The following is a 24,249-nucleotide window of genomic DNA, read 5'->3' as shown; positions in this document are numbered from 1 at the left end:
GGGGGGGTTAGACGCTGAGCAACAGGAACTCGCGCTCCCACGAACTGATCACGCGCTTGAAGTTCTCGTGCTCGGCGCGTTTGACCGCGACGTAGCCACGCACGAACTTGTCGCCCAGGTAGCGGCTGACGGTTGCGCATTCTTCCATCTGCGTCAGCGCGTCTTCGATGGTGATCGGCAGGCGCAGGTTGCGCCGTTCATAGGCCCGGCCCTGCACCGCGGCGCTGGGTTCAATGCGCTCGACCATGCCCAGGTAACCACACAACAGGCTGGCGGCGATGGCCAGGTAAGGGTTGGCATCGGCCCCCGGCAAGCGGTTTTCCACACGCATGGCGTCCGGGCTGGAGGTCGGCACGCGCAGGCCGACGGTACGGTTTTCTTCGCCCCATTCGACGTTCACCGGTGCCGAAGTGTCCGGCAGGAAGCGGCGGAACGAGTTGACGTTCGGCGCGAACATCGGCAGGACTTTGGGGATGTACTTCTGCAAGCCACCGATGTGGTGCAGGAACAACTCGCTCATGTTGCCATCGGCATCGGCGAAGATCGGCTGGCCAGTGGCAATGTCCACCACGCTCTGGTGGATATGCATGGCGCTCCCCGGCTCATCGCCGATCGGCTTGGCCATGAAGGTCGCCGCGACATTGTGCTTGAGCGCTGCCTCGCGCATGGTGCGCTTGAACACGGTGATCTGGTCGGCCAGGTCCAAGGCATCGCCGTGGCGGAAATTGATTTCCATCTGCGCCGGGCCGTCTTCGTGGATCAGCGTGTCGAGGTCCAGGCCCTGGAGTTCGCACCAGTCGTAGACGTCTTCGAACAGCGGGTCAAATTCGTTGGCGGCGTCGATGGAGAACGACTGGCGACCGCTTTCGGCGCGGCCGGAACGGCCCATCGGGGCCTTGAGTGGCAAGTCCGGGTCTTCGCAACGCTGGGTCAGGTAAAACTCCATTTCCGGCGCGACAATCGGCCGCCAGCCTTTGTCGGTGTACAACTGCAGGACTTTCTTGAGCACGTTGCGCGGCGACAATTCGATCGGATTGCCGAACTTGTCGAAGGTGTCGTGAATCACGATGGCGGTCGGCTCGATCGCCCAAGGCACGACGTACACCGCATCGGACACCGGCTTGCAGACCATGTCGATATCGGCCGGATCAAGGAGGTCGTAGTAGATGTCGTCGTCGACAAAGTCCCCGGTTACCGTTTGCAACAGCACACTTTCCGGCAGGCGCATGCCTCGCTCATGCAGGAACTTGTTGGTGGGTGCGATTTTGCCGCGTGCAATGCCGGTCAGATCGCTGACGACGCACTCGACTTCGGTAATCTTGTGATCTTTCAGCCAAGTGAACAGCTGATCGAAAGGGACATTCATAAAGACCTCGTTATTGGTTTTATTAACGCCAGGGGAGGCCGGTTTCATCTGTCGGACACTTCCCCTGTAGCGCGTTGACGTCTATCTTGGGCGAGCCTTGCGGTTCCATCTATCCACTTTAAGCAGCACAAAGCGCACCAAAAGAGTGCGTAAGGTCACTCATGACAGCCCCTAAAACAGTGTGCAACTCGTTACAGGTCCAAGCATTCAGTACCGCAGATGTCGCCGAGCAAGTCCGCGCCACACCGGGCTGGATCCAGCACTACCAACAGATGTCGCCTGGGCATTTCGCAGGCCTGGTGCGCTACCTGGATCTGCAGGGCGTGGAGATTTACGAGGAACACATGAACACCCGGGTCGAGCAGAACTTCAGCGCGCCACAAGGCTCGCTGGCGTTCTGTTTCGACCGCAGCGATAACGCGCTGTACGTGTTGAACGGCGAAAGCCGCAATATCTGGATCACCCCGGAGAACTACCAGGAAATCGCCGTAGTGTTCGGCCCGGAGTTTGTCCAGCGCCATGCGCTGGATGTCGCGCGGCTGGAGGGGCTGTTCATGGCGCCGCTCAATTCGCAGCAAAATGCGTTGTTCAGTCGCTGGCTCAGCACCACCCTGACCCAGCTGTCGCAGACCTACGACCCGCCAAGCCGCGAAGCCTTGACCCAACAGCTGCTGGACGACTGTCTGTTCATCCTCGACAACGCCTGTGTCTGTCTCGACCAAGGTGCATTACAGCGCCGGGCCGGGGAGCGGGCGATCATGAAGCGGGTAGGGGAATGGGCCGCGGATAGCCCGGAAGAACACCTCAATCTGTTGGCGTTGTCACAGGTCGCCGGGGTTTCGCTGCGCCAGCTGCAGCACGCCTTCAAGACCTTCACCGGCATGGCGCCGACCCAATGGCTGCGCTTGCGCCGCCTGAACAGCGCCCGCCGCGAACTGCTCAGCCGCACGCCGACGCAAACCACCGTGGCCGAAGTGGCCATGCATTGGTCGTTCTGGCATCTGGGACGGTTTTCCAGCAGCTATCGCGCGTTGTTCAAGGAACTGCCGAGCGACACTCTCAAGCGTGCATGTGTCTCCCAGTCCATCGGGCGCGCTCGGCGTTAGAAGGTCGGTGGGGTAATCACCCAGATCACCACGGCATCCACCTCACCGGGATTGCCGTAGCGGTGCGGTTCCTGGCTGGAGAAACTGAAGCTGTCGCCTTCATTGAGCTGAAAGTAGCGCTCGCCGACCCATAACTCGAAGCTGCCCGACAGCAGATAGCCGGCTTCTTCGCCGTCGTGGCTGTAGCTTTGCTGGCTGTAGGTGCCGGGCGGGAAACGCGAGTGGAGCATTTCCAGCTGGCGGTTGGCTTGCGGGGTCAACAACTGGTCGACGATGCCGTCTTCGTAATGCACATTCAGGCGGCTGTGCTTGCGCACGACAATACCGTCGTCTTCAGGATCGGTTATCGCCTCGCTGGCGAAAAACCATTGGATAGTCACGCCGAGACTGCGGGCAATGTTGAACAGCGCCGGGATCGACGGATAGGCGAGGTTGCGCTCCAGCTGGCTGATGTAGCCGGCGGTCAGCTCACTCTGCTGCGCCAGTTCCGCCAGGGTCATGCCCCGGCGTTTGCGCAGGCCGCGAATCCGCGTGCCGAGGAAATGCGGTTCGGCGCTGCCGGTTGCGGGCTGGGTTTTGCTGCTGTTGCTCATGGTAAATTCCGAACCGGGTCGAACGTGAACCCCTGTAGGAGCTGGCTTGCCAGCGATGGACTCGAATACGCCGCGGTTACCCGGTAAATATGCGTTATCGTTAACGACCATCGCTGGCAAGCCAGCTCCTACAGAGGGTGGAAAGTCCCGGAGTATAAACAGCCTTAAAGCTCCCACGCGACTTTCAAGCCTTCATAAATCGCTTCTTCGGCGGTACGCGGCGCCAGGCAGTCGCCGATGCGGCGAAATTCCACCAGGCCTTGCAATTCTGCACCGAGGGTATCCACCGGCTGATGACCCTGGCACAGCACCAACGTATCGATGTTTTCCATCAGCATCGGTTCGCCGCTGGCGGTGTGTTGCAAGTAGACCGTGTTGTCGTCACAACCGTACAACCGGGCGTAGGGGGTGATGGGAATGGCGAGCCTGTGCAGTTCGCCGGCCAGTTGATCGCGCACGTACAGCGGCAGGTTTTCCCCGCAATGGGTGCCGTTGACCGCCAGTTGCACTTGATGCCCGGCACGGGTCAGGCGCTCGGCAATGCCGGGGCCGATCCAGTCGCAGCGCCAGTCGACCACCACCACCGAACGGCCGATTTGCACCTCGTCACGCAGCACTTGCCAGGCATCCACCACCTGCAATTCGCCACCGCGCTCGAAGTGCGGCCAATAGGGTTCGGCACCCGTGGCGACGATCACCATGTCCGGTTTTTCCTGCTCCACCAGTGCGCGGTCGACCCGTGTGTTGCGCACCACACGCACGCCGGCCAATTGCATTTCCCGTTGCAGGTTGGTGCTGGCACCGCCGAATTCGCTACGCCTTGGCAGCAGTTGCGCGAGCAACACCTGGCCGCCCAGTTGCGCGCTGGCTTCGTACAGTGTCACGTCATGCCCGCGCTGGGCGGCCACCGCGGCGGCTTTCATCCCGGCCGGGCCACCGCCGGCAATCATGATGCGTTTGCGTTTTGCAGTCGGTTGGCGCTGGCCAAAAATCAGTTCACGGCCGGTTTCCGGGTGCTGGATGCAGGAAATCGGCAAGCCCTTGTGGAAGTGCCCGATGCACGCCTGATTGCAGGCAATGCACGCACGCACATCTTCAACGCGGCCGACGTCGGTCTTGTTGGGCATTTGCGGATCGCAGATCAATGCCCGGGTCATGCCGCACACATCGGCCTGGCCACGCGCCAGAATCAGCTCGGCTTCCTGGGGTTGGTTGATGCGCCCGGTGACGAACAAAGGAATGCTCAAGCCAGCCTTGAAGGTGCCGGCCTCCTTGGCCAGGTACGCCGCTTCGATCGCCATTGGCGGCACGATATGCACGGCCCCCCCGAGCGATGCCGAGGTGCCGGCGACGATGTGTACGTAATCCAGTTGCGGTTGCAGCATTTGCACGGCGGCCAGGGACTCGTCTTCGGTCAGCCCCTCAGGATCGCGTTCATCGGCGGAGATGCGCAGACCGATGATGAATTGCTCATCGGTGCTGGCGCGGATCGCGGCGATGACTTCACGCAGGAAACGCAGGCGCTGTTCCAGCTCGCCGTTGTAGCCGTCGGTGCGTCGGTTGACTCGCGGGTTGATGAACTGCGCCGGCAGGTAACCGTGACTGGCGACCACTTCCACGCCATCGATTCCAGCCTGATGCAGGCGTCGGGCAGCGGCGGCATACCCAGCGACAATCTCGTCGATCATCGCCTGGTCCAGCGCCCGTGGCATCACCCGGAAACGCTCGTTAGGCACCGCCGACGCCGAGTAAGCCACGGCCAGCAGGCCATCGCTGGACTCCATGATTTCCCGCCCGGGATGGAACACCTGCGACAGCACCACGGTGCCGTGGGCATGGCAGGTTTGCGCCAGTTTGCGGTAGCCCTCGATGCATTCATCGTCGGTGGCCATCAGCACGTGGGAGGTGTACCGCGCACTGTCATGCACCCCGGCCACCTGCAGAACGATCAGCCCGGCACCGCCTTCGGCACGTGCCCGGTGATAGGCAATCAGCTGCTCGTTGACCAGGTTGTCAGTGGGCATGGAGGTGTCGTGACCGCTGGACATGATGCGGTTTTTCAGGCGCTTGCCACGGATCTGCAAGGGTTCGAACAGGTGCGCGAAGGCAGGTGTCGGGGTCGGCATGGTGCAGGTACTCCAGGCAGGCTGAAGCCGATTTCGGCGTTGTTATTATTGCGCTATAGAAATTTACCTTCAGTAAAAAATCAACTTGTTTTTTTACTAGGCCTTCAGTAGTTTCGTGTCGAGCCCGCTCCTGGGGCGAACCTCACCAACAATAAAAAAGGGCCATGTCGACCTTTAGTCGCCTGGCACCTTCACGAGGAACCACTGATGAAATCAAATACGCTCAAGCACGGTTTTTATCCCTTGGCGTTGACCCTGGCCTTGGGCCTGGGCAGCGCACAGGCAGCATCGGACATGGTGGTGGTCGGTTATGGCGGCGCCGGACAAAAAGCCCAGGACGTGGCGTTCTTCCAGCCTTTTGCCGCCGTGGATCAAAGCAAGGTGATCCAGAGCGAATACAACGGCGAGATGGCCAAGATCAAAGTCATGGTCGACACCGGCAACGTCGACTGGGACGTGGTGCAGATCGAAGGCCCGGACCTGATGCGCGGTTGCGAAGAGGGCATGTATGAACGATTGGACTGGGCTCGCCTGGGGCACAGCGAGCAGTTGATCCCCGAGGCCGCGCAGGAGTGTGGCTCCGCCGCGCTGGTGTGGAGCGTGGCGATTGCCTACGACACCGACAAGCTGGCCAAGGCCCCGACGTCATGGGCGGATTTCTGGGACGTGCAGAAAATCCCCGGCAAGCGCGGGCTGCGCAAGCGCGCGGTGTACAACCTGGAGTTCGCCTTGCTGGCCGACGGGGTGAAAGTCGATGACGTGTACAAGGTGCTCAACACGGCACAGGGCGTGGATCGTGCGTTTGCCAAGCTCACTGAACTCAAGCCCTACATCCAGTGGTGGGAAGCCGGGGCGCAACCGCCGCAATGGCTGACCGCTGGCGATGTGGTGATGACGTCGACCTATAGCGGGCGCATCGCGGCCGCCGCGCAAAATGGCAGCCATCTGGCGCTGGTCTGGCCCGGCAGCCTGTACGGCATGGACTACTGGGCGATCATCAAGGGCTCCAGGCACGTCGACCAGGCCCAGCGCTTCATTGCCTTCGCCAACCAGCCGGATGCACAGGTCAAATACGTCGAGCAAATTCCATACGGCCCGACAAACATCCAGGCCGCCGCGCGGCTCGATGACAAACTGGCGCAATGGGTGCCCACGGCGCCGCAGAACCTCAAGGGCGCGTTGTCGATGAACGTCGGTTTCTGGGTCGACCATGGCGAAGAACTGGAAGAGCGCTTCAACGCCTGGGCCAGCAAATAAACAGGGACGATGGCTGGACGTGTCGAAGCGTCCAGCCTTACTGTCTGCCCAGCCGAACCGCCTGGAGAACCCGAACGATGAACAGCATCGCCACTGCCCTGACCGCCCCTGAGCGCAGCGCCACCGAACAGCGCCTGCGTGAAGAACTGGCGGCCTGTTATCGCCTGATTGCCCACTTTCGCATGACCGACCTGATCTTCACCCACATCTCGGTGCGTATTCCAGGACCCGAACATCACTTCCTGATCAACCCCTACGGACTGATGTTCGATGAAATCACTGCGTCCAATCTGGTCAAGATTGACCTCGATGGCAATGCCGTGGAGCCGTCGCCGTATCCGGTGAATCCCGCCGGATTTGTGATTCACAGCGCCATTCACTGCGCCCGCGAAGACGCGCAATGCGTGCTGCACACCCATACCCGATCCGGTTGCGCGGTGGCTGCGTTGAAGTGCGGGTTGTTGCCGGTGAACCAGATTTCCATGGAGTTCTACGGCCGCGTTGCCTACCACGACTACGAAGGCGTGGCCCTGGACATGAGCGAGCAACAGCGGCTGGTGGCCGATCTGGGCGACAAGCCGGTGCTGATGCTGCGCAACCATGGCCTGCTGACCGTCGGCGAAACCGTGAGCCAGGCATTTTTGCGTATGTATTACCTGGAAAAAGCCTGTGAAATCCAGCTGGCGGCGCAAGCGGCTGGGGAGTTGGTGTTGCCGCCGGTCGAGGTTTGTGCGCATACCGAGCGTCAGTTCAATGACCCGGGACGGCCGCTGGAAGAGGGAGAGCTCAATGATCCGGACGCCATGCAATTGGCTTGGGCGGCGTTGTTGCGACTGTTGGAGCGAGTGGCGCCGGGGTATCGGGACTGATCGGATTCTGTGTTGAATGGGCTGACGCCTTCGCGAGCGGGCTCGCTCCCACAATTGATCGAGTCGTTGGCAAATATCGCGCATGACACGAAACCTGTGGGAGCGAGCCTGCTCGCGAAGGCGGTCTTTCAGGCGGGTATATTCTTGCTGTACAGTCGTTCAGCTCGTTGCTAAACGCGAGCCCCAATGATTGAACCCAGGAGCATGTCGCGATGAATCAGGAAGCCCGTTTTTCCCGCATGGAACCGGAGTTGCGCAAGGCCAATCTGATCGAGGCGACGCTGGTGTGCCTCAAGCGCCATGGTTTCCAGGGTGCGTCGATCCGCAAGATTTCCGCCGAGGCGGGTGTTTCGGTGGGGCTGATCAGCCATCACTATTCAGGCAAGGACGAACTGGTGGCCGAGGCCTACATGGCGATCACCGGGCGCGTCATGACGCTGCTGCGCGACGCCATGGAGCAAGCGGCACCGAATGCCCGTGAGCGTTTGTCGGCGTTTTTCCGTGGTTCGTTCTGCGCCGAATTGCTCGACCCGCAACTGATCGATGCCTGGCTCGCCTTCTGGGGCGCGGTGAAAACCGCCGAGGCGATCAATCAGGCCCATGAGCATTCCTATGGCGAGTACCGCGCGATACTGGGCAAGGTGCTCAGGGAGTTGGCGCAAGAGGAGGGCTGGGAGAATTTCGACGCCGATCTGGCCGCCATCAGCCTTAGCGCCTTGCTCGATGGACTGTGGCTGGAGTCCGGGCTCAATCCCGGGACCTTTACCCCCGAGCAGGGCATCCAGATTTGCGAGGCCTGGGTCGACGGTTTGCAGGCCGGTGGCCGGCAGCGGTTTTGCGCGCAGACGAGCAGCTGTTGATCACCCGTTCAGCAGTGGCTACTCTCTGCCGCTGATGCAGGCCCTCTAATAAGAAACAAGCAGGACACCCAGCAATGACTCCTCGGGTACTGATCGTCGATGACGATCCGCTGATTCGCGAACTGTTGCATGCCTACCTGTCCCAGGAAGGCTACGACGTGCATTGCGCCGCCACGGCGGAACTGGCCGAAACCTTCCTGGCCAGCCAGGCCGTCGACCTGGTCATGCTCGATATCCGCCTGCCGGGCAAGGACGGCCTGACCCTGACCCGCGAACTGCGGGTGCGATCGGAAGTCGGGATCATCCTGATCACCGGGCGCAATGACGAAATCGACCGCATCGTCGGCCTCGAATGCGGCGCCGATGACTACGTGATCAAACCCCTCAATCCGCGGGAACTGGTGTCTCGGGCGAAAAACCTGATACGCCGGGTACGCCATGCGCAGACGCCGCAACCGGTTGCCGCCGTCGCCAAACCGGTCAAACAGTTCGCCGACTGGGCACTGGACACCGACCGCCGGCGCTTGATCGACGCGGCCGGCAGCGAGACGTTGCTGACCCACGGTGAGTACCAGTTGCTCAGCGTATTTTTGCGCAACAGCGGCCACACCCTCAGCCGCGACCAATTGATGGACCAGATCCGCAACCGCGAGTGGGTGCCCAACGACCGTTCGATCGACGTGCTGGTCGGGCGCTTGCGCCGCAAGCTGCACGACGATCCCGCCGAACCACAACTGATCATCACCATCCACGGCGCCGGTTACCTGTTCACTGCCAGCCTGGCGGCGTGACGGCGGTGGGACGTATGCTCTGGGCGCTGCTGATGTTGTTGGCCGGTAGCGTGCAGGCAGCGGACAAGATCCGCTATTGCGATTACCCGGTCTACCCGCCGATTTCCTGGAGCGACGGCAAACAGGTGCGTGGCCTGGCACCGAGCGTGGTCAAGCAGTTGTTCGGCCAGCTCGGCTACGAGGTCGAGATCGTGGTGTTGGGTAACTGGAAACGCTGTCTGCTGGACGCTGCCGAAGGCCGGGTCGATGTGGTGCTGGCCTACAGCACTGCGCAACGGGAACAGAGCATGCTGTTTTCCACGGTACCTGTGCTGCGCGAAGAGGTAGCGTTGTTCATCAACCGTCGGCATCCGGTGAAGTTCGAACAACTGCAGGATCTGGCCCATTACCGTGGCGGCTTACTGTTCGGTGAAAGCTACGGCGTGGCGTTCGATCGCATGGTCGCGCAGAACAACAACATCGAATGGGTCTCCGATAGCCGCCAGAACTTCGGCAAGCTGATTCGCGGGCGTATAGATTTCATCACCCAGGAGCGCCGCACCGGCGAGCTATACGTGGAAAACCTGCCTGGCGCGCAAGACATCGTCGCCTTGCCCAAGGCCCTGAGCGTGGACTTTTTGCGGGTCGCCGTTTCCCGCCGTTCGCCGTTGTCCGCACACATGCCGCAGATTGATGCGCAGTTGCAGCGCATGGTGGATGCCGGTGATGTCGAGCGCCTTCTCAATGAAAGCGAAGTCACCTACCGCGACATGATCAACCTGCCGGCGAATGCGCCATGATTCGCGCTCGTCCCGGTGGACTGTTGCGGCGCCTGCTGTGGTTCATTCTGCTGTTCAGCCTGTGTTTTACCGTGCTTGCCAGCAGCGTGCAGCTGTACATCGAGTATCGCCGGGAAATGCGTGAGATCGACTCGCGCATGGAGTTGATCCGCGCCGGTTACCTGGCCAGTCTCGAGCGCAGTCTCTGGGATCTGAACCAGGAACAGTTGAACGTGCAGTTGCGTGGTCTGGTGGACTTCTCCGACGTCGCCAGGGTGCATTTGACCGGTCCTGATTTCGATCTGGTGCAAGGCAATCCCACGCCTGCAGGGCCGTTGCGCATCGAGCGTTTTGCCCTGGATTACCAGCCGCCATCCGGCCCGTTGCGTCATCTCGGCGAACTGGAAGTCAGCACCGATCTGGGGGCGGTGTATCAACGCCTGTATGCCACCGGCTTGACCAACCTGTTGTGGATGGCGATGTTTTTCTGCGGTCTGGCGGTAGCGCTGTCGGGTCTGTTCTATCGGCTGGTGACCCGCCACCTGAAAGTCATGGCCGAATTTGCCCGGCGCATTGCCGCCGGGCAATGGCACGAGCCGCTGCGCCTGGACAAGCGGCGCAGCGCGCAGAACGACGAAATCGACACCGTGGCCCATGCCCTCGACGACATGCGCAGGGCGATCCTCAGTGACATCGACCGCCGGGAAACCGACCGCCTGGCCCTGCAGGACAACCGCGACGAATTGCTGCGCAGGGTCGAGCGCCGCACGGCCAGCCTGATGCGCGCCAAGGACGAAGCCGAAGCGGCCAACCTCGCCAAATCGCGGTTTCTGGCGACCATGAGCCACGAACTGCGCACACCGCTCAACGGCATCCTGGGCATGGCCGAATTGCTCCGCGGTGCCAGTCTGGCCCCGCAGGACAGTAAACGTCTGGATGCGTTGCACAAGGCTGGCGAGGGGCTGCTGACCATCCTCAATGAAGTGCTGTATTTCGCCAAGCTGGAGGAGGGTACCAGCCTCCCTGAGCCGGTGAATTTCTCCATTCGCCAGTTGCTCGACGAAGTCCTCACGCTGCTGGAACCCAAGGCGCTGGACAACGACACGATCCTCCATTGCCGGGTCGATCAACGGGTGGCCGGCCATCACCACGGCGCCGAGCAATACTTGCGCCAGGTGTTGAGTAACTTGTTGGCCAACGCAATCAAGTTCACTGAAGGCGGTGACGTCAGTGTCGAAGTGGCGTTGCTCGCGCAGGCGCAAGATCAGGACGGGCAACGTCTGCGGGTGAGTGTCACCGACAACGGCATTGGAATTGCCCCGGCGATGCAGGCGAAGATCTTCGAACGTTTCACCCAGGCCAGCGAAGAAGTCGCGCAGCGTTATGGCGGCACGGGATTGGGCCTGGCCATCTGTAAGCATCTGGTGGAGAAGATGGGCGGCTGCATCGGCGTCAGCAGCGAAGTCGGGCGCGGCAGTTGCTTCTGGTTCGAGTTGACGTTGCAGTCGGCCATTGAAGCCGTTGCCCCGACGCCCACTCATGCGGCGGGCCCGGCGCTGGACATCCTGGTGGTCGAGGACGTGACGCTCAACCGCGAAGTGGCCGAGGGCCTGCTGCAGCGGGACGGGCATCGAGTCTGGCTGGCCATTGATGCTGAACAGGCATGGGTGCAATGCGCTGCACGCAGCTTCGATTTGATGTTGCTGGATGTGCATCTGCCGGGGATGAGTGGTGTCCAGTTGTGCAGACAGATCCGCAGCAACGACGGACCGAACCGTCACACGCGCATCTTTGCCCTGACCGCCAGCGTGCAGCCGTCGCTGGTGCGCGGTTATCTGGATGCCGGTATGGACGGCATCCTGGCCAAGCCATTGAAACTGGAAAACCTGCGACAGGTGTTGGCGGGGCAGGCAACGACCGCCCAGCCTGAGGCAGACGACGAAGCGATGGACTGGCCGTTGCTGCAAACCCATCGCACGTTGCTCGGCGAACAGAAAGTACAGGGCCTGCTGGCCGTGCTGCGCGATTCGGTCCTGCAACACCGTGAGGCACTGAGCGAAGCCATCGAGGCCGACGATTGCACCGAAGTTGCACAACTGGCGCACCGCTTGGCCGGCAGCAGCGATTCCCTGGGGTTTCGTGCATTGGCTGCGGTATTACGGACGCTGGAAGTAGCGGCGCTTGCCAATGACGAATCAGCGATCCGATCGCTGGTGCCCGCCGTTGAAGCGCAGCTGCAACGTTCGTTGCACACCCTCAAAGGCCTGTTGCAGAGCTGACGTACAATATTGTTACGACTTTCTACAACTTCGATCTTTACGTACAACGCGACCTTACATGGCTTTCCAATAATCGACGCAACCGCCGCAGCGCGGTCTTCGAAGCTTATTGGAGATAATAATAATGAATTGCCGTAAAGCTGATCCCGTCTTGCACCATGACGTCCTGTCAGGTGCTGCGCACCTCTCTGACTGCTGAGGTGCCGACATGAGCGAAAACATCGACCGTAAAGGCATCCAGTTGACCCGTGCCCTGAAAAGCCGGCACATTTTCATGCTGTCCCTGGGCGGCGTGATCGGCACCGGACTGTTCATGGGTTCCGGAGTGACCATCAACCAGGGCGGGCCGGTGGGAGCGATCCTGGCCTATCTGGTCGCCGGTTTCCTGATGTACCTGGTGATGGTCTGCCTCGGCGAACTGTCAGTGCAGATGCCGGTGTCCGGCTCGTTCCAGACCCACGCGACCAAATTCATCGGCCCGGCCACCGGCTTCATGATCGGCTGGGTGTACTGGATGAGTTGGGCCACCACCGTCGGCCTGGAATTCACCGCTGCCGGCATGCTGATGACGCGCTGGTTCCCGGAGGTGCCGATCTGGTATTGGTCGGCGCTGTTCGTGGTGGTGCTGTTCGGCCTTAACGCCCTGGCGACCCGTGCCTTCGGTGAGGCGGAGTACTGGTTCTCCGGGATCAAGGTCGCGGCGATTCTTGGGTTCATCGTAGTGGGTGTGCTGGTGATCTTCGGCGCAATCCCGCTCACCAGCGGCGCACCGGCGCCGATGATGACCAATCTGATTGGCGACTCCTTGTTCCCCAACGGCATGTCCGCGGTGTTCGCGGTGATGATGACCGTGGTCTACGCCTTCCAGGGCTGCGAGATCATGGGTGTGGCGGCGGGCGAAACCGATCAGCCGGAAAAAAGCATTCCCCGGGCCGTGCGCAACGTAGTGTTTCGCGTGTTGATCTTCTACGTACTGGCAATCATCGTACTGTCGGCCATCGTGCCGTGGCAGCAGGCGGGGCTGATGGAAAGCCCGTTCGTGCAGGTGTTCGACATGGTCGGCATTCCCTATGCCGCCGACCTGATGAACTTCGTGATCCTCACGGCGATCCTGTCGGTGGGCAACTCCGGCCTGTACGCCTCGACGCGCATCCTGTGGGCCATGTCGAAAACCGGCATGGCGCCCAAAAGCCTGGCGCCGTTGAGCAAGCGTGGCGTGCCGTTGCGCGCGTTGAGCATCACCTTGTGTTTCGCCCTGGTGTCGCTGATGACCAGCTTCATCGCCGCCGACACCTTGTTCATGGTGTTGATGGCGGTGAGCGGGATGTCTGGCACTGTGACCTGGATTGTCATCGCCTTGGCGCAATACAAGTTCCGCAAGGCCTACCTGCGCGACGGCGGCAAACTCAGCGACCTCAAATACCGCGCCCCATGGTTCCCGGTGTTGCCGCTGATGTGCATCACACTGTGCTGCTCGCTGTTCGTGTTCCTGGCACTGGATGAAACCCAGCGACCATCGCTGTATTGGGGCTTTGGATTTATTGCGCTGTGTTATGGCGCGTACTTCCTGATTCATCGCAAGCGTGAGGGTGTGCTGGCGCCAAGCTTGCCGAGCGCATAGCTCCCTGATTCAACACATCCCCCCTGTGGGAGCGAGCTTGCTCGCGATGGCGGTGGTTCAGTCAACAGAGATGTTGAATGTGACTCCCTCATCGCGAGCAAGCTCGCTCCCACAGTTGTTTCTGGCCTCTCTGTAGGAGCAGCCGGTCGACGCTCGAATGCTCGCGATGGAGGTCCGAGCACCGCGGGCATTCAGGCATCCCACGTTTTCGTTTGCGTCCATCGCGAGCAGGCTCGCTCCTACAGGGGGATGCGTTGCCCGAAACCGTCTGTTGGTAGTTGTTCGAAGTTGTAACAGCGCCAGTCGCCAATTCCCGAATATGGACAAATAAACTATAGAAAACAGTTAGTTACGCACTTTATAAGCCTGTTACAGCTTATTTCACCAGCAATTGCCGCCTTACTGAACACTCGTTTAGTATGGCCTCAAGTCGCATCACCTCAGACCAATCACAATAATTCGAGGACTCGCATGACTACTCACGATTCTCTGCTCAGTCAGGTCGAAGCTGGCGTTGCCTGGATCACCCTCAATCGCACGGCCCAGCGCAATGCGCTGGACATCCCGACCCTGAAAAACCTGCACGCTTTGCTCGACGCCTTCAACGCCGATCCTGCGGTACGCGTGGTGGTGTTGACCGGCAGCGGTCGCAGCTTTTGCGCCGGTGCCGACCTGGCTGAATGGGCCGAAGCCGAAGCGCGTGGCGCACTGGAAACCTACGGCTGGACCGAAACCGCCCACGCCCTGATGACTCGCCTGCACAGCCTGGATAAACCGACCATCGCCGCCATCAACGGCACTGCCGTCGGTGCGGGGATGGACCTGACCCTGTGCTGCGACCTGCGCATCGCCGGGCAATCGGCACGGTTCAAGGCCGGCTACACCAGCATGGCCTATTCGCCAGACGCAGGCGCCAGTTGGCACCTGCCACGGCTGATCGGCACCGAGCAAGCCAAACGCCTGTTGTTCTTCGACGAATTGTGGGGCGCCGACCGTGCGCTTGATGCCGGCCTGGTCGGCGACGTCTGCGCCGACGATCAACTGGTGACCGTTACCCAAGAACTCGCTGCACGCCTGGCCGCCGGGCCGACCTTTGCCTTCGCCCAGACCAAAAAACTCATGCGTGAGGGCGCCGACCGCAGCCTGCCCGAACAACTGCAAGCGGAACTGGCCGCCGGCCTGTTGTGCGGTCGCAGCGAAGACGGCAACGAAGCCCTGCGCGCCGCCGTGGAAAAACGCCCGGCACGCTTCATCGGTCGGTAGGAGCTGGCTTGCCAGCGAAGCTTTTAGCATCTCGCCCATTTCGCAGTTAACGAACAACAGGTAGCACCATGAATTTCCAACTGACCCAAGAACAAGAAATGTTGGTGGACTCGGTACGCAGCTTCGTCACCAAGGAACTGCTGCCTTATGAAGATGAAGTCGATGCTGCCGACGAAGTCTCCCCGGAGCTGGCAGCACAGATCCGCGGCAAGGCCATCGCCGCCGGTTTCTACGCCTTCAACATGCCGGAAGAGGTAGGTGGTGGCGGTCTGGATTACCTGTCCCAGGCGCTGATCGAGCGTGAGCTGTCCAAAGTTTCGTGGGCACTGCACGTCTTCGTTGCGCGGCCATCGAAGATCCTCATGGCCTGCAAGGGCGAGCAAATCAACGACTACCTGTTGCCATGCATCCAGGGTGAGAAAATCGACTGCTTCGCGCTGACCGAGCCGGGCGCCGGTTCCGATGCCAACGCGATCAAGACTCGCGCCGTGCGTGACGGTGACGACTTTGTCCTCAATGGCAGCAAGCACTTCATTAGCCACGCCGGCCACGCCGATTTCGCCATCGTCTTCGCAGTGACCGACACCTACGAACACAACGGCCGCCAACGTAACGCCGTGACCTCGTTCCTGGTCGACCGCAACACTCCCGGCATGACCATTCGCCGTGGACCGAAGTGCGTAAGCAACCGTGGTTATCACACCTTCGAAATGTTCTTCGACGACTGCCGGGTGCCGGCCAATAAAGTGCTGGGCGAAGTCGGCAAGGGCTGGGAAGTCGCCAACGCCTGGCTGACCGCTGGCCGGGTAATGGTCGCCGCTAACTGCGTCGGTCAGGCGCAACGGGCGCTGGACGTTTCGCTGCAATGGGCAGCCGATCGCAAGCAATTCGGCCAGCCGATCGGCACCTATCAAGGGGTGTCGTTCAAGCTGGCCGACATGGCCACGCAAATCCGCGCCGCCGAACTGCTGACCCTGCACACCGCGTGGAAAATGGACCAGGGCACCATGACCGACGGCGAGGCCGGCATGGCCAAGCTGTTTGCAAGCGAAGTGCTGGGTCGCGCGGCTGATGAGGCGGTGCAGATTTTCGGCGGCATGGGCCTGATGAACGAAGGTCCGGTGGAGCGTATCTGGCGTAACGCCCGGATCGAACGGATCTGGGAAGGCACCTCGGAAATCCAGCGCCACATCATTTCCCGCGAACTGCTGCGGCCGCTGCTGCGCTGATCCGCCCGGAGAACTCCCATGTCGCAAACGATTCGTGACAATCTCAAACGCATGCTAGCGCCGCGCCACGTGGCGTTCGTCGGTGGCCGCAGCATGGCCCGCGCCCTCAAGCGCTGCGCCGAGGGCGGCTACCCAGGGCAAATGTGGCTGGTCAACCCGCAGCACGACAGCCTTGAAGGCGTGCCTTGCGTGCGCAACATTGCCGACCTGCCATGCGGGCCGGACGCGGTGTTCATCGCGACCAACCGCGATCTGACCCTGACTTGCGTCGCTACACTTGCCGCCATCGGCACCGGCGGCGCGATCTGCTACGCCTCGGGTTTCGCCGAAACCGGCGCCGAAGGCCAGGCCCTGCAACAGCAACTGCTCGAAGCCGCGGGCGACATGGCCTTGCTCGGCCCCAACTGCTACGGCCTGCTCGACTACCTGCACAGCAGCGCGCTGTGGCCGGTGGCCCATGGCGGCAAAGCGGTGGAGAAGGGCGTCGCGGTGCTGACCCAGAGCGGTAACTTCGCCTACAACCTGTCCATGAGCGACCGCTCGCTGCCGGTGGCCTACATGGCCTCGGTCGGCAATCAGGCGCAACTGGGGGTGGCCGAACTGATGGACGTACTGCTCGACGAGCCACGTGTCACCGCCATCGGCCTGCACCTCGAAGGCCTGAAGAACGTCCCGGGATTCGCCCGCGCCGCGCACAAGGCGCTGGAGAAGGGCATTCCGATCATTGCGCTGAAAACCGGCGTGTCGCAGATCGGTGCCGAACTGGCCCTCAGTCACACCAGTTCGTTGTCCGGTTCCGATGCGCTGTACGACGCGCTGTTCGATCGCCTCGGGGTGATCCGCGTCAGCGGCCCGGTGAGCTTCGTCGAAACCCTGAAAGCGGCGGCCTGCGGCAACCTGCCGGCGGGCGACAGCCTGATCGCGCTGGCCTGCTCGGGCGGCGACGCCGGCTTGATCGCCGACTACGCCGAACGCAACGAGCTGAGTTTGCCGAAACTCGATGCCGGTCAAACCGCGGAACTGGCGCAGGTGCTGCCGAGCTACGCCAACCTGGTCAACCCGCTGGATTTCACCACCGCCATCTGGGGCGACGGCGAAGCCTTGAACCGCATGCTCGACAGTGCCCTGCGCACTGAAGCTGATGCGGCGATGCTGGTGCTCGACTATCCAGCGGAGTTTACCGGTGAGCGCAAGGAGTGCGACCTGCTGCTGGACCTGTACTGCAAAGCGCTGGTCCGTCACAGCAAGACCGGTTTCGTCACTTCGGCGTTCCCGGAACTGTTGCCGGCCCACGCCCGTGAGCAGCTGCATGCTCAAGGTGTTGCGGCATTGCAGGGTGTTGAAGACGGGCTGGCTGCCTGGGGACGCATCGCCGGGTATCAGCGCAACCGTCAGGCGTTGCTGGCGCTGGGCGAATCGGCCTTGGTACCGCTGTGTCCGCAAGCGCTGGAAGGCGAAGGCCAGTTGCTCAACGAATGGGATTCCAAGCAGGCGTTGCGTGCGTTTGGCCTGCCAACCCCCAACGGCAAACTGAGCACCCCCGACAATGCGTTGAAGGATGCCGAAGCACTGGGTTATCCGCTGGTACTCAAAGCCGTCAGCGCCCAACTGCCGCACAAGACTGAAGCCGGTGCCGTGGCACTGAACCTCAAGGACGGCGCAGCACTGACCGCTGCTCTGGAAAAAATGCGCGCGAACATCGCCGCGTACGCGCCGGGCGTGCCGTTCGATCAACTGTTGCTGGAACCGATGGCTACACCGCCATTGGCGGAGCTGATCGTCGGCATCAAGCGCGAAAACGATTTCGGCCTGGCACTGGTGATTGGCGCTGGCGGCATTCTGGTGGAGTTGCTCAAGGACAGTCGCAGCCTGTTGCTGCCGACCACCGACGGCGCGATCCGCCAGGCCTTGCTGAGCCTGCGCAGCGCCGCGTTGCTGCAAGGTTTTCGCGGACGCGAGGTGGCGGACCTGGACGCATTGGTGTCGGCGATTCGCGCCGTGGCCGATTACGCCTGCGAAAACGCCGCGCAGTTGCTCGAACTCGATGTGAACCCATTGTTGGTCGGCGCCCAAGGCACGACCGCAGTCGATGCGTTGATTCGCATCGCTCATGCGTGAGGACCTGAACATGCAAAACAAAACCTTGACCGGTGGCCAGGCGCTGGTGCGCCTGCTGGCCAACTACGGCGTCGATACCGTGTTCGGCATTCCCGGCGTACACACCCTTGAGCTGTATCGCGGCCTGCCCGGCAGCGGCATTCGGCACGTGCTAACCCGCCACGAACAAGGCGCCAGTTTCATGGCCGACGGCTATGCCCGGGTCAGCGGCAAACCCGGGGTGTGCTTCGTTATTACCGGCCCGGGTGTGACCAACGCCGCCACCGGCATCGGCCAGGCCTATGCCGATTCGATTCCGATGCTGGTGATTTCCAGCGTTAACCACACGGCCAGCCTTGGCAAGGGCTGGGGCATCCTGCACGAGTGTCAGGATCAGCGCGCCATGACCGCGCCGATCACCGCGTTCTCGGCGGTGGCCCTGACTGCCGAAGACCTGCCGGAGCTGATCGCTCGTGCTTATGCGGTGTTCGACAGCGAGCGTCCGCGCCCGGTGCACATTTCGGTGCCATTGGACGTATTGTCGGCGCCGATCGCACGTGACTGGAGCAACGAAGTCGTGCGTCGTCCGGGCCGCGGCACGCCGGCCGCCACGATGTTGGACGAAGCGGTCGCCAAACTGCAGGGCGCCAAACGGCCAATGATCATCGCCGGCGGCGGTGCCTTGAATGCCGCGTCGCAGTTGCAGGAACTCAGCACCCGACTGGCCGCGCCGCTGTTCACCAGCGTCGCCGGTAAAGGCCTGCTGCCACCGGACGCGCCACTGAATGCCGGTTCATCGCTGTGCGTGGAACCGGGCTGGAACCTGATCGCCGAAGCGGATGTGGTGCTGGCGGTCGGCACAGAAATGGCCGACACCGATTTCTGGCGCGAACGCCTGCCGCTCAATGCCGAGCTGCTGCGAGTGGATATCGATCCACGCAAGTTCAACGACTTCTATCCGTGCGCCGTAGCGTTGCACGGCGATGCGCAACAGACGCTGGCCGCCTTGCTGGAGCGCCTGTCACCCGATGTACGGGACGCCGGCGCAGCCATTGCCAAGGTTGCAGCACTGCGTGAAGCAATACAGGCCGGCCATGGCCCGTTGCAGTCGATCCATCAGGCGATTCTGCAGCGCATTGCCGCCGAACTGCCGACCGACGCCTTCATCAGCACCGACATGACCCAACTGGCCTACACCGGCAACTACGCCTTCAACTCACTGGCACCACGCAGCTGGTTGCACCCGACCGGTTACGGCACCCTGGGTTATGGCCTGCCGGCCGGGATCGGCGCCAAGTTCGGCGCGCCGCAACGGCCAGGCCTGGTGCTGGTCGGCGACGGCGGTTTCCTCTACACCGCGCAGGAACTGGCGACGGCGGTCGAGGAACTGGACAGCCCGCTGGTGGTGCTGCTGTGGAACAACGATGCCCTGGGGCAGATCCGCGACGACATGCTCGGCCTGGACATCGAGCCGATCGGTGTACTGCCACGCAACCCGGATTTCGCCGCCCTTGGCCGTGCATTCGGCTGCACCGTTACTCAGCCGCAAAGCCTGGCCGAGTTGCAAACCGACCTGCGCCACGGCTTCAAGCGCAACGGCGTGACCCTGATCGAACTCAAGCATGCCTGTGCGCACTGATTTTCACTTTTGTAAAAGGGGGACGGCACCATGCGCTTTTCCGATCTGACTCAACGCATCGCCGGTGACGGCGCTGCCGCCTGGGATATTCACTACCGCGCACTGGCCATGATGGAGCAGGGCAAAGACATCCTGTTGCTGTCGGTGGGCGATCCGGATTTCGATACGCCGCAGCCCATTGTGCAGGGTGCCATCGACAGTTTGTTGTCCGGCAACACTCACTACGCTGAGGTGCGCGGCAAACGCGCCTTGCGTGAGGCCATCGCCAAACGCCACCGGCAACGCAGCGGTCAGTGGGTGACGGCGGACGAGGTCACGGTACTGGCCGGCGCGCAATGCGCACTGTTCAGCGTCGCCCAGTGCGTGCTCAATCCCGGTGATGAAGTGATCGTCGCCGAACCGATGTACGTCACCTACGAAGCCGTGTTCGGTGCCTGCGGTGCGGTGGTAGTTCCGGTGCCGGTGCGTTCGGAAAACGGTTTCCGTGTGCTGCCTGAAGACGTCGCCGCCCGCATCACCCCGCGTACCCGTGCATTGGCGCTGAACAGTCCGCACAACCCTTCGGGCGCAAGCCTGCCGCGCAGCACCTGGGAAGCCTTGGCGGAGCTGTGCATCGCCCACGACCTGTGGCTGATTTCCGACGAGGTCTACAGCGAGCTGCTGTTTGAAGGCGAACACGTCAGCCCGGCGAGTCTGCCCGGCATGGCCGAGCGCACCGCGACCCTCAACAGCCTGTCGAAATCCCACGCCATGACCGGTTGGCGGGTCGGTTGGGTGGTGGCGCCGCCATCCCTGTCCGCGCACCTGGAAAACCTCGCGCTGTGCATGCTTTATGGTTCGCCGGACTTCATTCAGGACGCCGCCGTGGTGGCGCTGGAAAGCAACCTGCCGGAACTGGAAGCCATGCGCGAAGCCTATCGCCAACGCCGCGACCTGGTGTGCGAGAGCCTGGCCGATTGCCCCGGCGTGCGCGCCTTGAAGCCCGATGGCGGGATGTTCGTGATGGTCGATATTCGCGAAACCGGGCTCAGCGCCCAGGCGTTCGCCGACCGCTTGCTCGATCGCCACGGCGTTTCAGTATTGGCCGGTGAGGCTTTTGGTCCAAGCGCTGCCGGTCACATTCGCCTCGGGTTGGTGGTGGGGGCTGCGCCATTGCGTGATGCCTGCCAGCGCATCGCCCGTTGTGCTCACGAACTGATGGAGGCTCAGCTACATGCTTAACCACAAGGCACTGTTTATCGATGGCCGCTGGCAAACCCCGTCGGGGCAGGGCATCGCCGAGGTGATCAACCCGGCCACCGAAGAAGTGGCCGGCAGCGTGCCGTTGGGCGATGAACGCGATGTTGATCATGCCGTTGCAGCGGCGCGCCGGGCCTTTGGTCCATGGTCGCGCACACCGTCCAGCGTCCGTGCTGGTTATATCCGCGCGTTGGCGGAACAACTAAAGACCCGTGCCGATGAAATGGCCGCGGTGATCACCACTGAACTGGGCATGCCGGTGCAATGGTGCCGTTCGGTACAAGTGGACGGGCCAATCATTGGTCTTGAGCAATACGTCGAACTCGCCGGCCATATGGACGAAGTGCGTGAGGTCGGCAACTCGCTGGTGATTCGCGAAGCGGTGGGCGTGTGTGCCTTCATCAACCCGTGGAATTACCCGCTGCACCAGTTGATCGGCAAGCTCGCCCCGGCACTGGCCGCTGGTTGCACGGTGGTGGTCAAGCCGAGTCAGGAAACTCCGCTGCACGCGTTTCTGCTGGCGCAGATGATCGAGGACATCGGCTTGCCGGCCGGTGTCTTCAATCTGGTCAGCGGGCCGGGCTCCAAGGTCGGCGAAGCCTTGGCCAAACACCCGGACGTGGACATGGTGTCGTTCACCGGCTCCACCGGCGCCGGCGTTCGAGTATCACAAGCAGCTGCACCTTCGGTGAAACGCGTGTGCCTGGAACTGGGTGGCAAGTCGGCGCTGTTGATTGCCGAAGACGCCGATCTGGACGCCGCCGTGCGCTACGGCGTGCAGGACGTGATGATCAATTCCGGGCAGACCTGCACCGCGCTGACCCGCATGCTGCTGCCAGCCAGCCGCTACGCCGAGGCGCTGGAGATTGCGCTGGAGGAAACCCTGAGCCTGCGCATGGGTGATCCGCTCGATCCACAAAGTTTCCTCGGCCCGATGTGCTCCGCCGGGCAACGCCGCACGGTGCTCGATTACATCAAGGTCGGCCAGGAAGAAGGCGCCCGCCTGCTGTGCGGCGGCGACTCGGCGTCGGACTTTGAGCGTGGCTACTACGTCAGCCCGACGCTGTTCGCCGACGTCGACAATCGCATGCGCATCGCCCAGGAAGAAATCTTCGGCCCGGTGCTGTGCCTGATCCCTTATGACGACGAGGCGCAAGCCATCCAGATCGCCAACGACTCGCCGTTCGGCCTGTCCAGCGGGGTCTGGGCCGGCAGTGCCGAGCGTGCCTTGCAATTGGGCCGACAACTGCGTGCCGGGCAATGCTTCCTCAATGGCGCGGCATTCAACTATCAGGCGCCGTTCGGCGGCTACAAACAATCCGGTAACGGACGTGAATGGGGGGAAGAGGGGCTTAACGAATTCGTCGAAGTGAAGGCGATCCAGGTGTGACTGTTGGCGATTCAAAGGTTTTGCGCACCGGGCCCTGGCCCGGTGTCTTGCGTGGTTTTGAACCGGTATTCCATTAGTTTTTGATCAGGGGCAATGCAATGAGCGATAACAAAAACAAGATTACTCAAGCGAACCACGAATTCAGTTTCCCGCGTAGAGACTTCTTGAAGTACAGCGCAACCGCCGCAGCGGTGGCCGGGGCATTCTCCATGGGCCTGCCGTTTGGCGCCTTCGCTGCAGAAGCCACGCCCAGACCCGGTGGCGTACTGCGTTTGGGCCTGGCCGGCGCCAGCACCACCGACTCGAAGGATCCCGGTTCCTGGGTCGATACCTTCACCTTTGTCGGTTTCTCGGCAATCTATAACACCCTGACCGAAATTGCCGTCGACGGCACGGCAATCCCCGAACTGGCTGAAAGTTGGACCTCGACCCCGGATGCACGGGTCTGGACCTTCAAACTGCGCCAAGGCGTGACCTTCCACAACGGCAAGACCCTGACCGCCGACGATGTGGTCGCCTCGATCCAGCATCACCTCGGGGAAAAATCCAGCTCAGCGGCCAAGACCGTGTTGGGCGATGTGGCCAAGGTCAGCGCCAACGGCAGCGACAGCGTGGTGTTCGAGCTGCATTCGGGCAACGCCGACTTCACCTACGTGGTCGCCGATTACCACCTGGTGATCATGCCGAGCAAGGACGGTGTGCCGGATTGGCAGGCGGCTGTCGGCACCGGCGGTTATCGCCTCAAAGACTTCGAGCCGGGTGTGCGCATGACCCTGGAACGCAGCCCTGATTACTGGAAGGTGGGACGGGCGCACTTCGCCGGCGCCGAGCTGGTCGCGATTGGCGATGGCGCCGCGCGAATCAACGCGCTGGTCACCGGGCAAGTTGACGTGATCAACAAGGTCGACCTGAAGACCGTGGCGCTGCTCAAGCGCAACCCGAACCTGGTCATCGAAGAAACCAAGGGCGCCCAGCACTACACCTTCCCGATGCTCACCGACAGCCAGGTGTTCCAGAACAACGACGTGCGCCTGGCGATGAAGCACGCGATCAATCGCGAAACCCTGCTGGCTTCGGTGCTGTACGGCTATGGCCTGGTGGGCAACGATCACCCGATCCAGCCCGGCAGCCGCTTCATTAACACGGCGCTGGAGCAGCGCACCTACGACCCGGACAAGTCGCGCTTTCACCTGAAAAAGGCCGGCCTGGACTCGCTCAAGGTCCGGCTGCAGGCCTCCGACGCGGCGTACACCGGGGCAGTGGATGCCTCGGTGCTGTTCAAGGAGCAGGCCCGTGCGGCGGGGATCGACATCGACGTGGTGCGCGAGCCCGCCGACGGTTTCTTCTCCAACGTCTGGATGAAGCAACCCTTCACCACCTCGTTCTGGTACAGCAGCCTGACCGCCGACCGCATGTTCAGCATCGGCTACGCCAAAGGCGCGGCCTGGAACGAAACCCATTGGGACAACCCTAGGTTTAACAAGCTGCTCAATGCCGCCCGGGGCGAGATGAACGATCCGCTGCGCCGCGAGATGTACAACGAAATGCAGGCGCTGTGCCGGGACGAGGGCGGGGCGATCGTGCCGTTGTTCGCCAGCTCCGTAGCGGCGCGTTCCAACCGGGTGGCTCACGGCGGGCAGACTGCGCCATACGGTGAACTCGACGGCTTGCGCGTAATCGAGCGCTGGTGGCAGGCATAACCCGGAAAATCTGAACGGTGGAGATCAACTGTGGGAGCGAGCCTGCTCGCGAAGAGGCCCTGTCAG

At 62.0% G+C, this 24,249-nt stretch carries 18 protein-coding genes; 15 read left to right on the top strand and 3 right to left on the bottom strand.

All coding sequences use genetic code 11. The features are described 5' to 3' along the window. Positions 1–7: 7 nt before the first annotated feature. The gene (locus tag ACA054_RS16460) at positions 8–1,366 is read right to left on the bottom strand and encodes a glutamine synthetase family protein (RefSeq protein ID WP_497685184.1); all 1,359 of its coding nucleotides are present in this window, start codon (positions 1,364–1,366) and stop codon (positions 8–10) included. Positions 1,367–1,527: 161 nt separating this feature from the next. Between ACA054_RS16460 and ACA054_RS16455 the strand changes: the two genes are divergently transcribed. Continuing rightward, positions 1,528–2,472: a helix-turn-helix domain-containing protein gene (locus tag ACA054_RS16455; RefSeq protein ID WP_497685183.1), complete on the top strand. Its 945-nt coding sequence runs from the start codon at positions 1,528–1,530 to the stop codon at positions 2,470–2,472. Here ACA054_RS16455 and ACA054_RS16450 read toward each other — a convergent pair. Beyond that, the gene (locus ACA054_RS16450; RefSeq protein ID WP_497685182.1) at positions 2,469–3,065 is read right to left on the bottom strand and encodes a cupin domain-containing protein; all 597 of its coding nucleotides are present in this window, start codon (positions 3,063–3,065) and stop codon (positions 2,469–2,471) included. The genes ACA054_RS16455 and ACA054_RS16450 overlap by 4 nt on opposite strands. Positions 3,066–3,229: 164 nt before the next feature. Beyond that, positions 3,230–5,191 carry an oxidoreductase gene (locus ACA054_RS16445; protein ID WP_497685181.1) on the bottom strand — a complete coding sequence of 654 codons (1,962 nt, stop codon included), beginning with the start codon at positions 5,189–5,191 and terminating at the stop codon, positions 3,230–3,232. 207 nt (positions 5,192–5,398) lie between these two features. Here ACA054_RS16445 and ACA054_RS16440 point away from each other — a divergent pair, with 207 nt between their 5' ends. The 14 genes from ACA054_RS16440 to ACA054_RS16375 all read left to right on the top strand — a co-directional run bounded on the left by ACA054_RS16440 (position 5,399) and on the right by ACA054_RS16375 (position 24,183). Next, complete coding sequence (locus ACA054_RS16440; RefSeq protein ID WP_497685180.1) at positions 5,399–6,448, top strand: ABC transporter substrate-binding protein; 1,050 nt, start codon at positions 5,399–5,401, stop codon at positions 6,446–6,448. Positions 6,449–6,525: 77 nt separating this feature from the next. Next, positions 6,526–7,317 carry a class II aldolase/adducin family protein gene (locus ACA054_RS16435; RefSeq protein ID WP_497685179.1) on the top strand — a complete coding sequence of 264 codons (792 nt, stop codon included), beginning with the start codon at positions 6,526–6,528 and terminating at the stop codon, positions 7,315–7,317. 212 nt (positions 7,318–7,529) lie between these two features. After that, positions 7,530–8,177 carry a TetR family transcriptional regulator C-terminal domain-containing protein gene (locus tag ACA054_RS16430; RefSeq protein WP_497685178.1) on the top strand — a complete coding sequence of 216 codons (648 nt, stop codon included), beginning with the start codon at positions 7,530–7,532 and terminating at the stop codon, positions 8,175–8,177. 74 nt (positions 8,178–8,251) lie between these two features. Continuing rightward, positions 8,252–8,968, top strand: a complete 717-nt coding sequence (locus ACA054_RS16425) for a response regulator (RefSeq protein ID WP_459729166.1) — start codon at positions 8,252–8,254, stop codon at positions 8,966–8,968. Positions 8,969–8,982: 14 nt separating this feature from the next. Continuing rightward, entirely contained in the window at positions 8,983–9,747 is a 765-nt protein-coding gene (locus ACA054_RS16420; RefSeq protein WP_497685177.1) for a substrate-binding periplasmic protein, read from the top strand. Beyond that, positions 9,744–12,005, top strand: coding sequence for an ATP-binding protein (locus ACA054_RS16415; protein WP_497685176.1), 2,262 nt, complete (start codon positions 9,744–9,746; stop codon positions 12,003–12,005). Before ACA054_RS16420 ends, ACA054_RS16415 begins: the two co-directional genes overlap by 4 nt. A gap of 208 nt (positions 12,006–12,213) precedes the next feature. Further along, the gene (locus tag ACA054_RS16410) at positions 12,214–13,626 is read left to right on the top strand and encodes an amino acid permease (RefSeq protein WP_497685175.1); all 1,413 of its coding nucleotides are present in this window, start codon (positions 12,214–12,216) and stop codon (positions 13,624–13,626) included. A gap of 471 nt (positions 13,627–14,097) precedes the next feature. Further along, the gene (locus ACA054_RS16405; protein ID WP_497685174.1) at positions 14,098–14,889 is read left to right on the top strand and encodes an enoyl-CoA hydratase/isomerase family protein; all 792 of its coding nucleotides are present in this window, start codon (positions 14,098–14,100) and stop codon (positions 14,887–14,889) included. Between the two features lie 68 nt (positions 14,890–14,957). Next, positions 14,958–16,118: an acyl-CoA dehydrogenase family protein gene (locus ACA054_RS16400; RefSeq protein WP_497685173.1), complete on the top strand. Its 1,161-nt coding sequence runs from the start codon at positions 14,958–14,960 to the stop codon at positions 16,116–16,118. Positions 16,119–16,136: 18 nt separating this feature from the next. Beyond that, a complete protein-coding gene (locus ACA054_RS16395; RefSeq protein WP_497685172.1) occupies positions 16,137–18,236 on the top strand; it encodes an acetate--CoA ligase family protein in 2,100 nt (699 codons plus the stop codon). 10 nt (positions 18,237–18,246) lie between these two features. After that, positions 18,247–19,854, top strand: coding sequence for a 5-guanidino-2-oxopentanoate decarboxylase (locus ACA054_RS16390; RefSeq protein WP_497685171.1), 1,608 nt, complete (start codon positions 18,247–18,249; stop codon positions 19,852–19,854). Between the two features lie 30 nt (positions 19,855–19,884). After that, positions 19,885–21,075, top strand: coding sequence for a pyridoxal phosphate-dependent aminotransferase (locus ACA054_RS16385; protein ID WP_497685170.1), 1,191 nt, complete (start codon positions 19,885–19,887; stop codon positions 21,073–21,075). After that, complete coding sequence (locus ACA054_RS16380; RefSeq protein WP_497685169.1) at positions 21,068–22,483, top strand: aldehyde dehydrogenase family protein; 1,416 nt, start codon at positions 21,068–21,070, stop codon at positions 22,481–22,483. Before ACA054_RS16385 ends, ACA054_RS16380 begins: the two co-directional genes overlap by 8 nt. Positions 22,484–22,581: 98 nt before the next feature. Then, positions 22,582–24,183, top strand: a complete 1,602-nt coding sequence (locus tag ACA054_RS16375) for an ABC transporter substrate-binding protein (RefSeq protein WP_497685168.1) — start codon at positions 22,582–22,584, stop codon at positions 24,181–24,183. The last annotated feature ends 66 nt before the right edge of the window (positions 24,184–24,249 follow it).

Source organism: Pseudomonas sp. LBUM1653, assembly GCF_059716115.1.
Note: the sequence above shows the minus strand (reverse complement) of the source record. Positions and strands in the feature narration are given on the sequence as shown.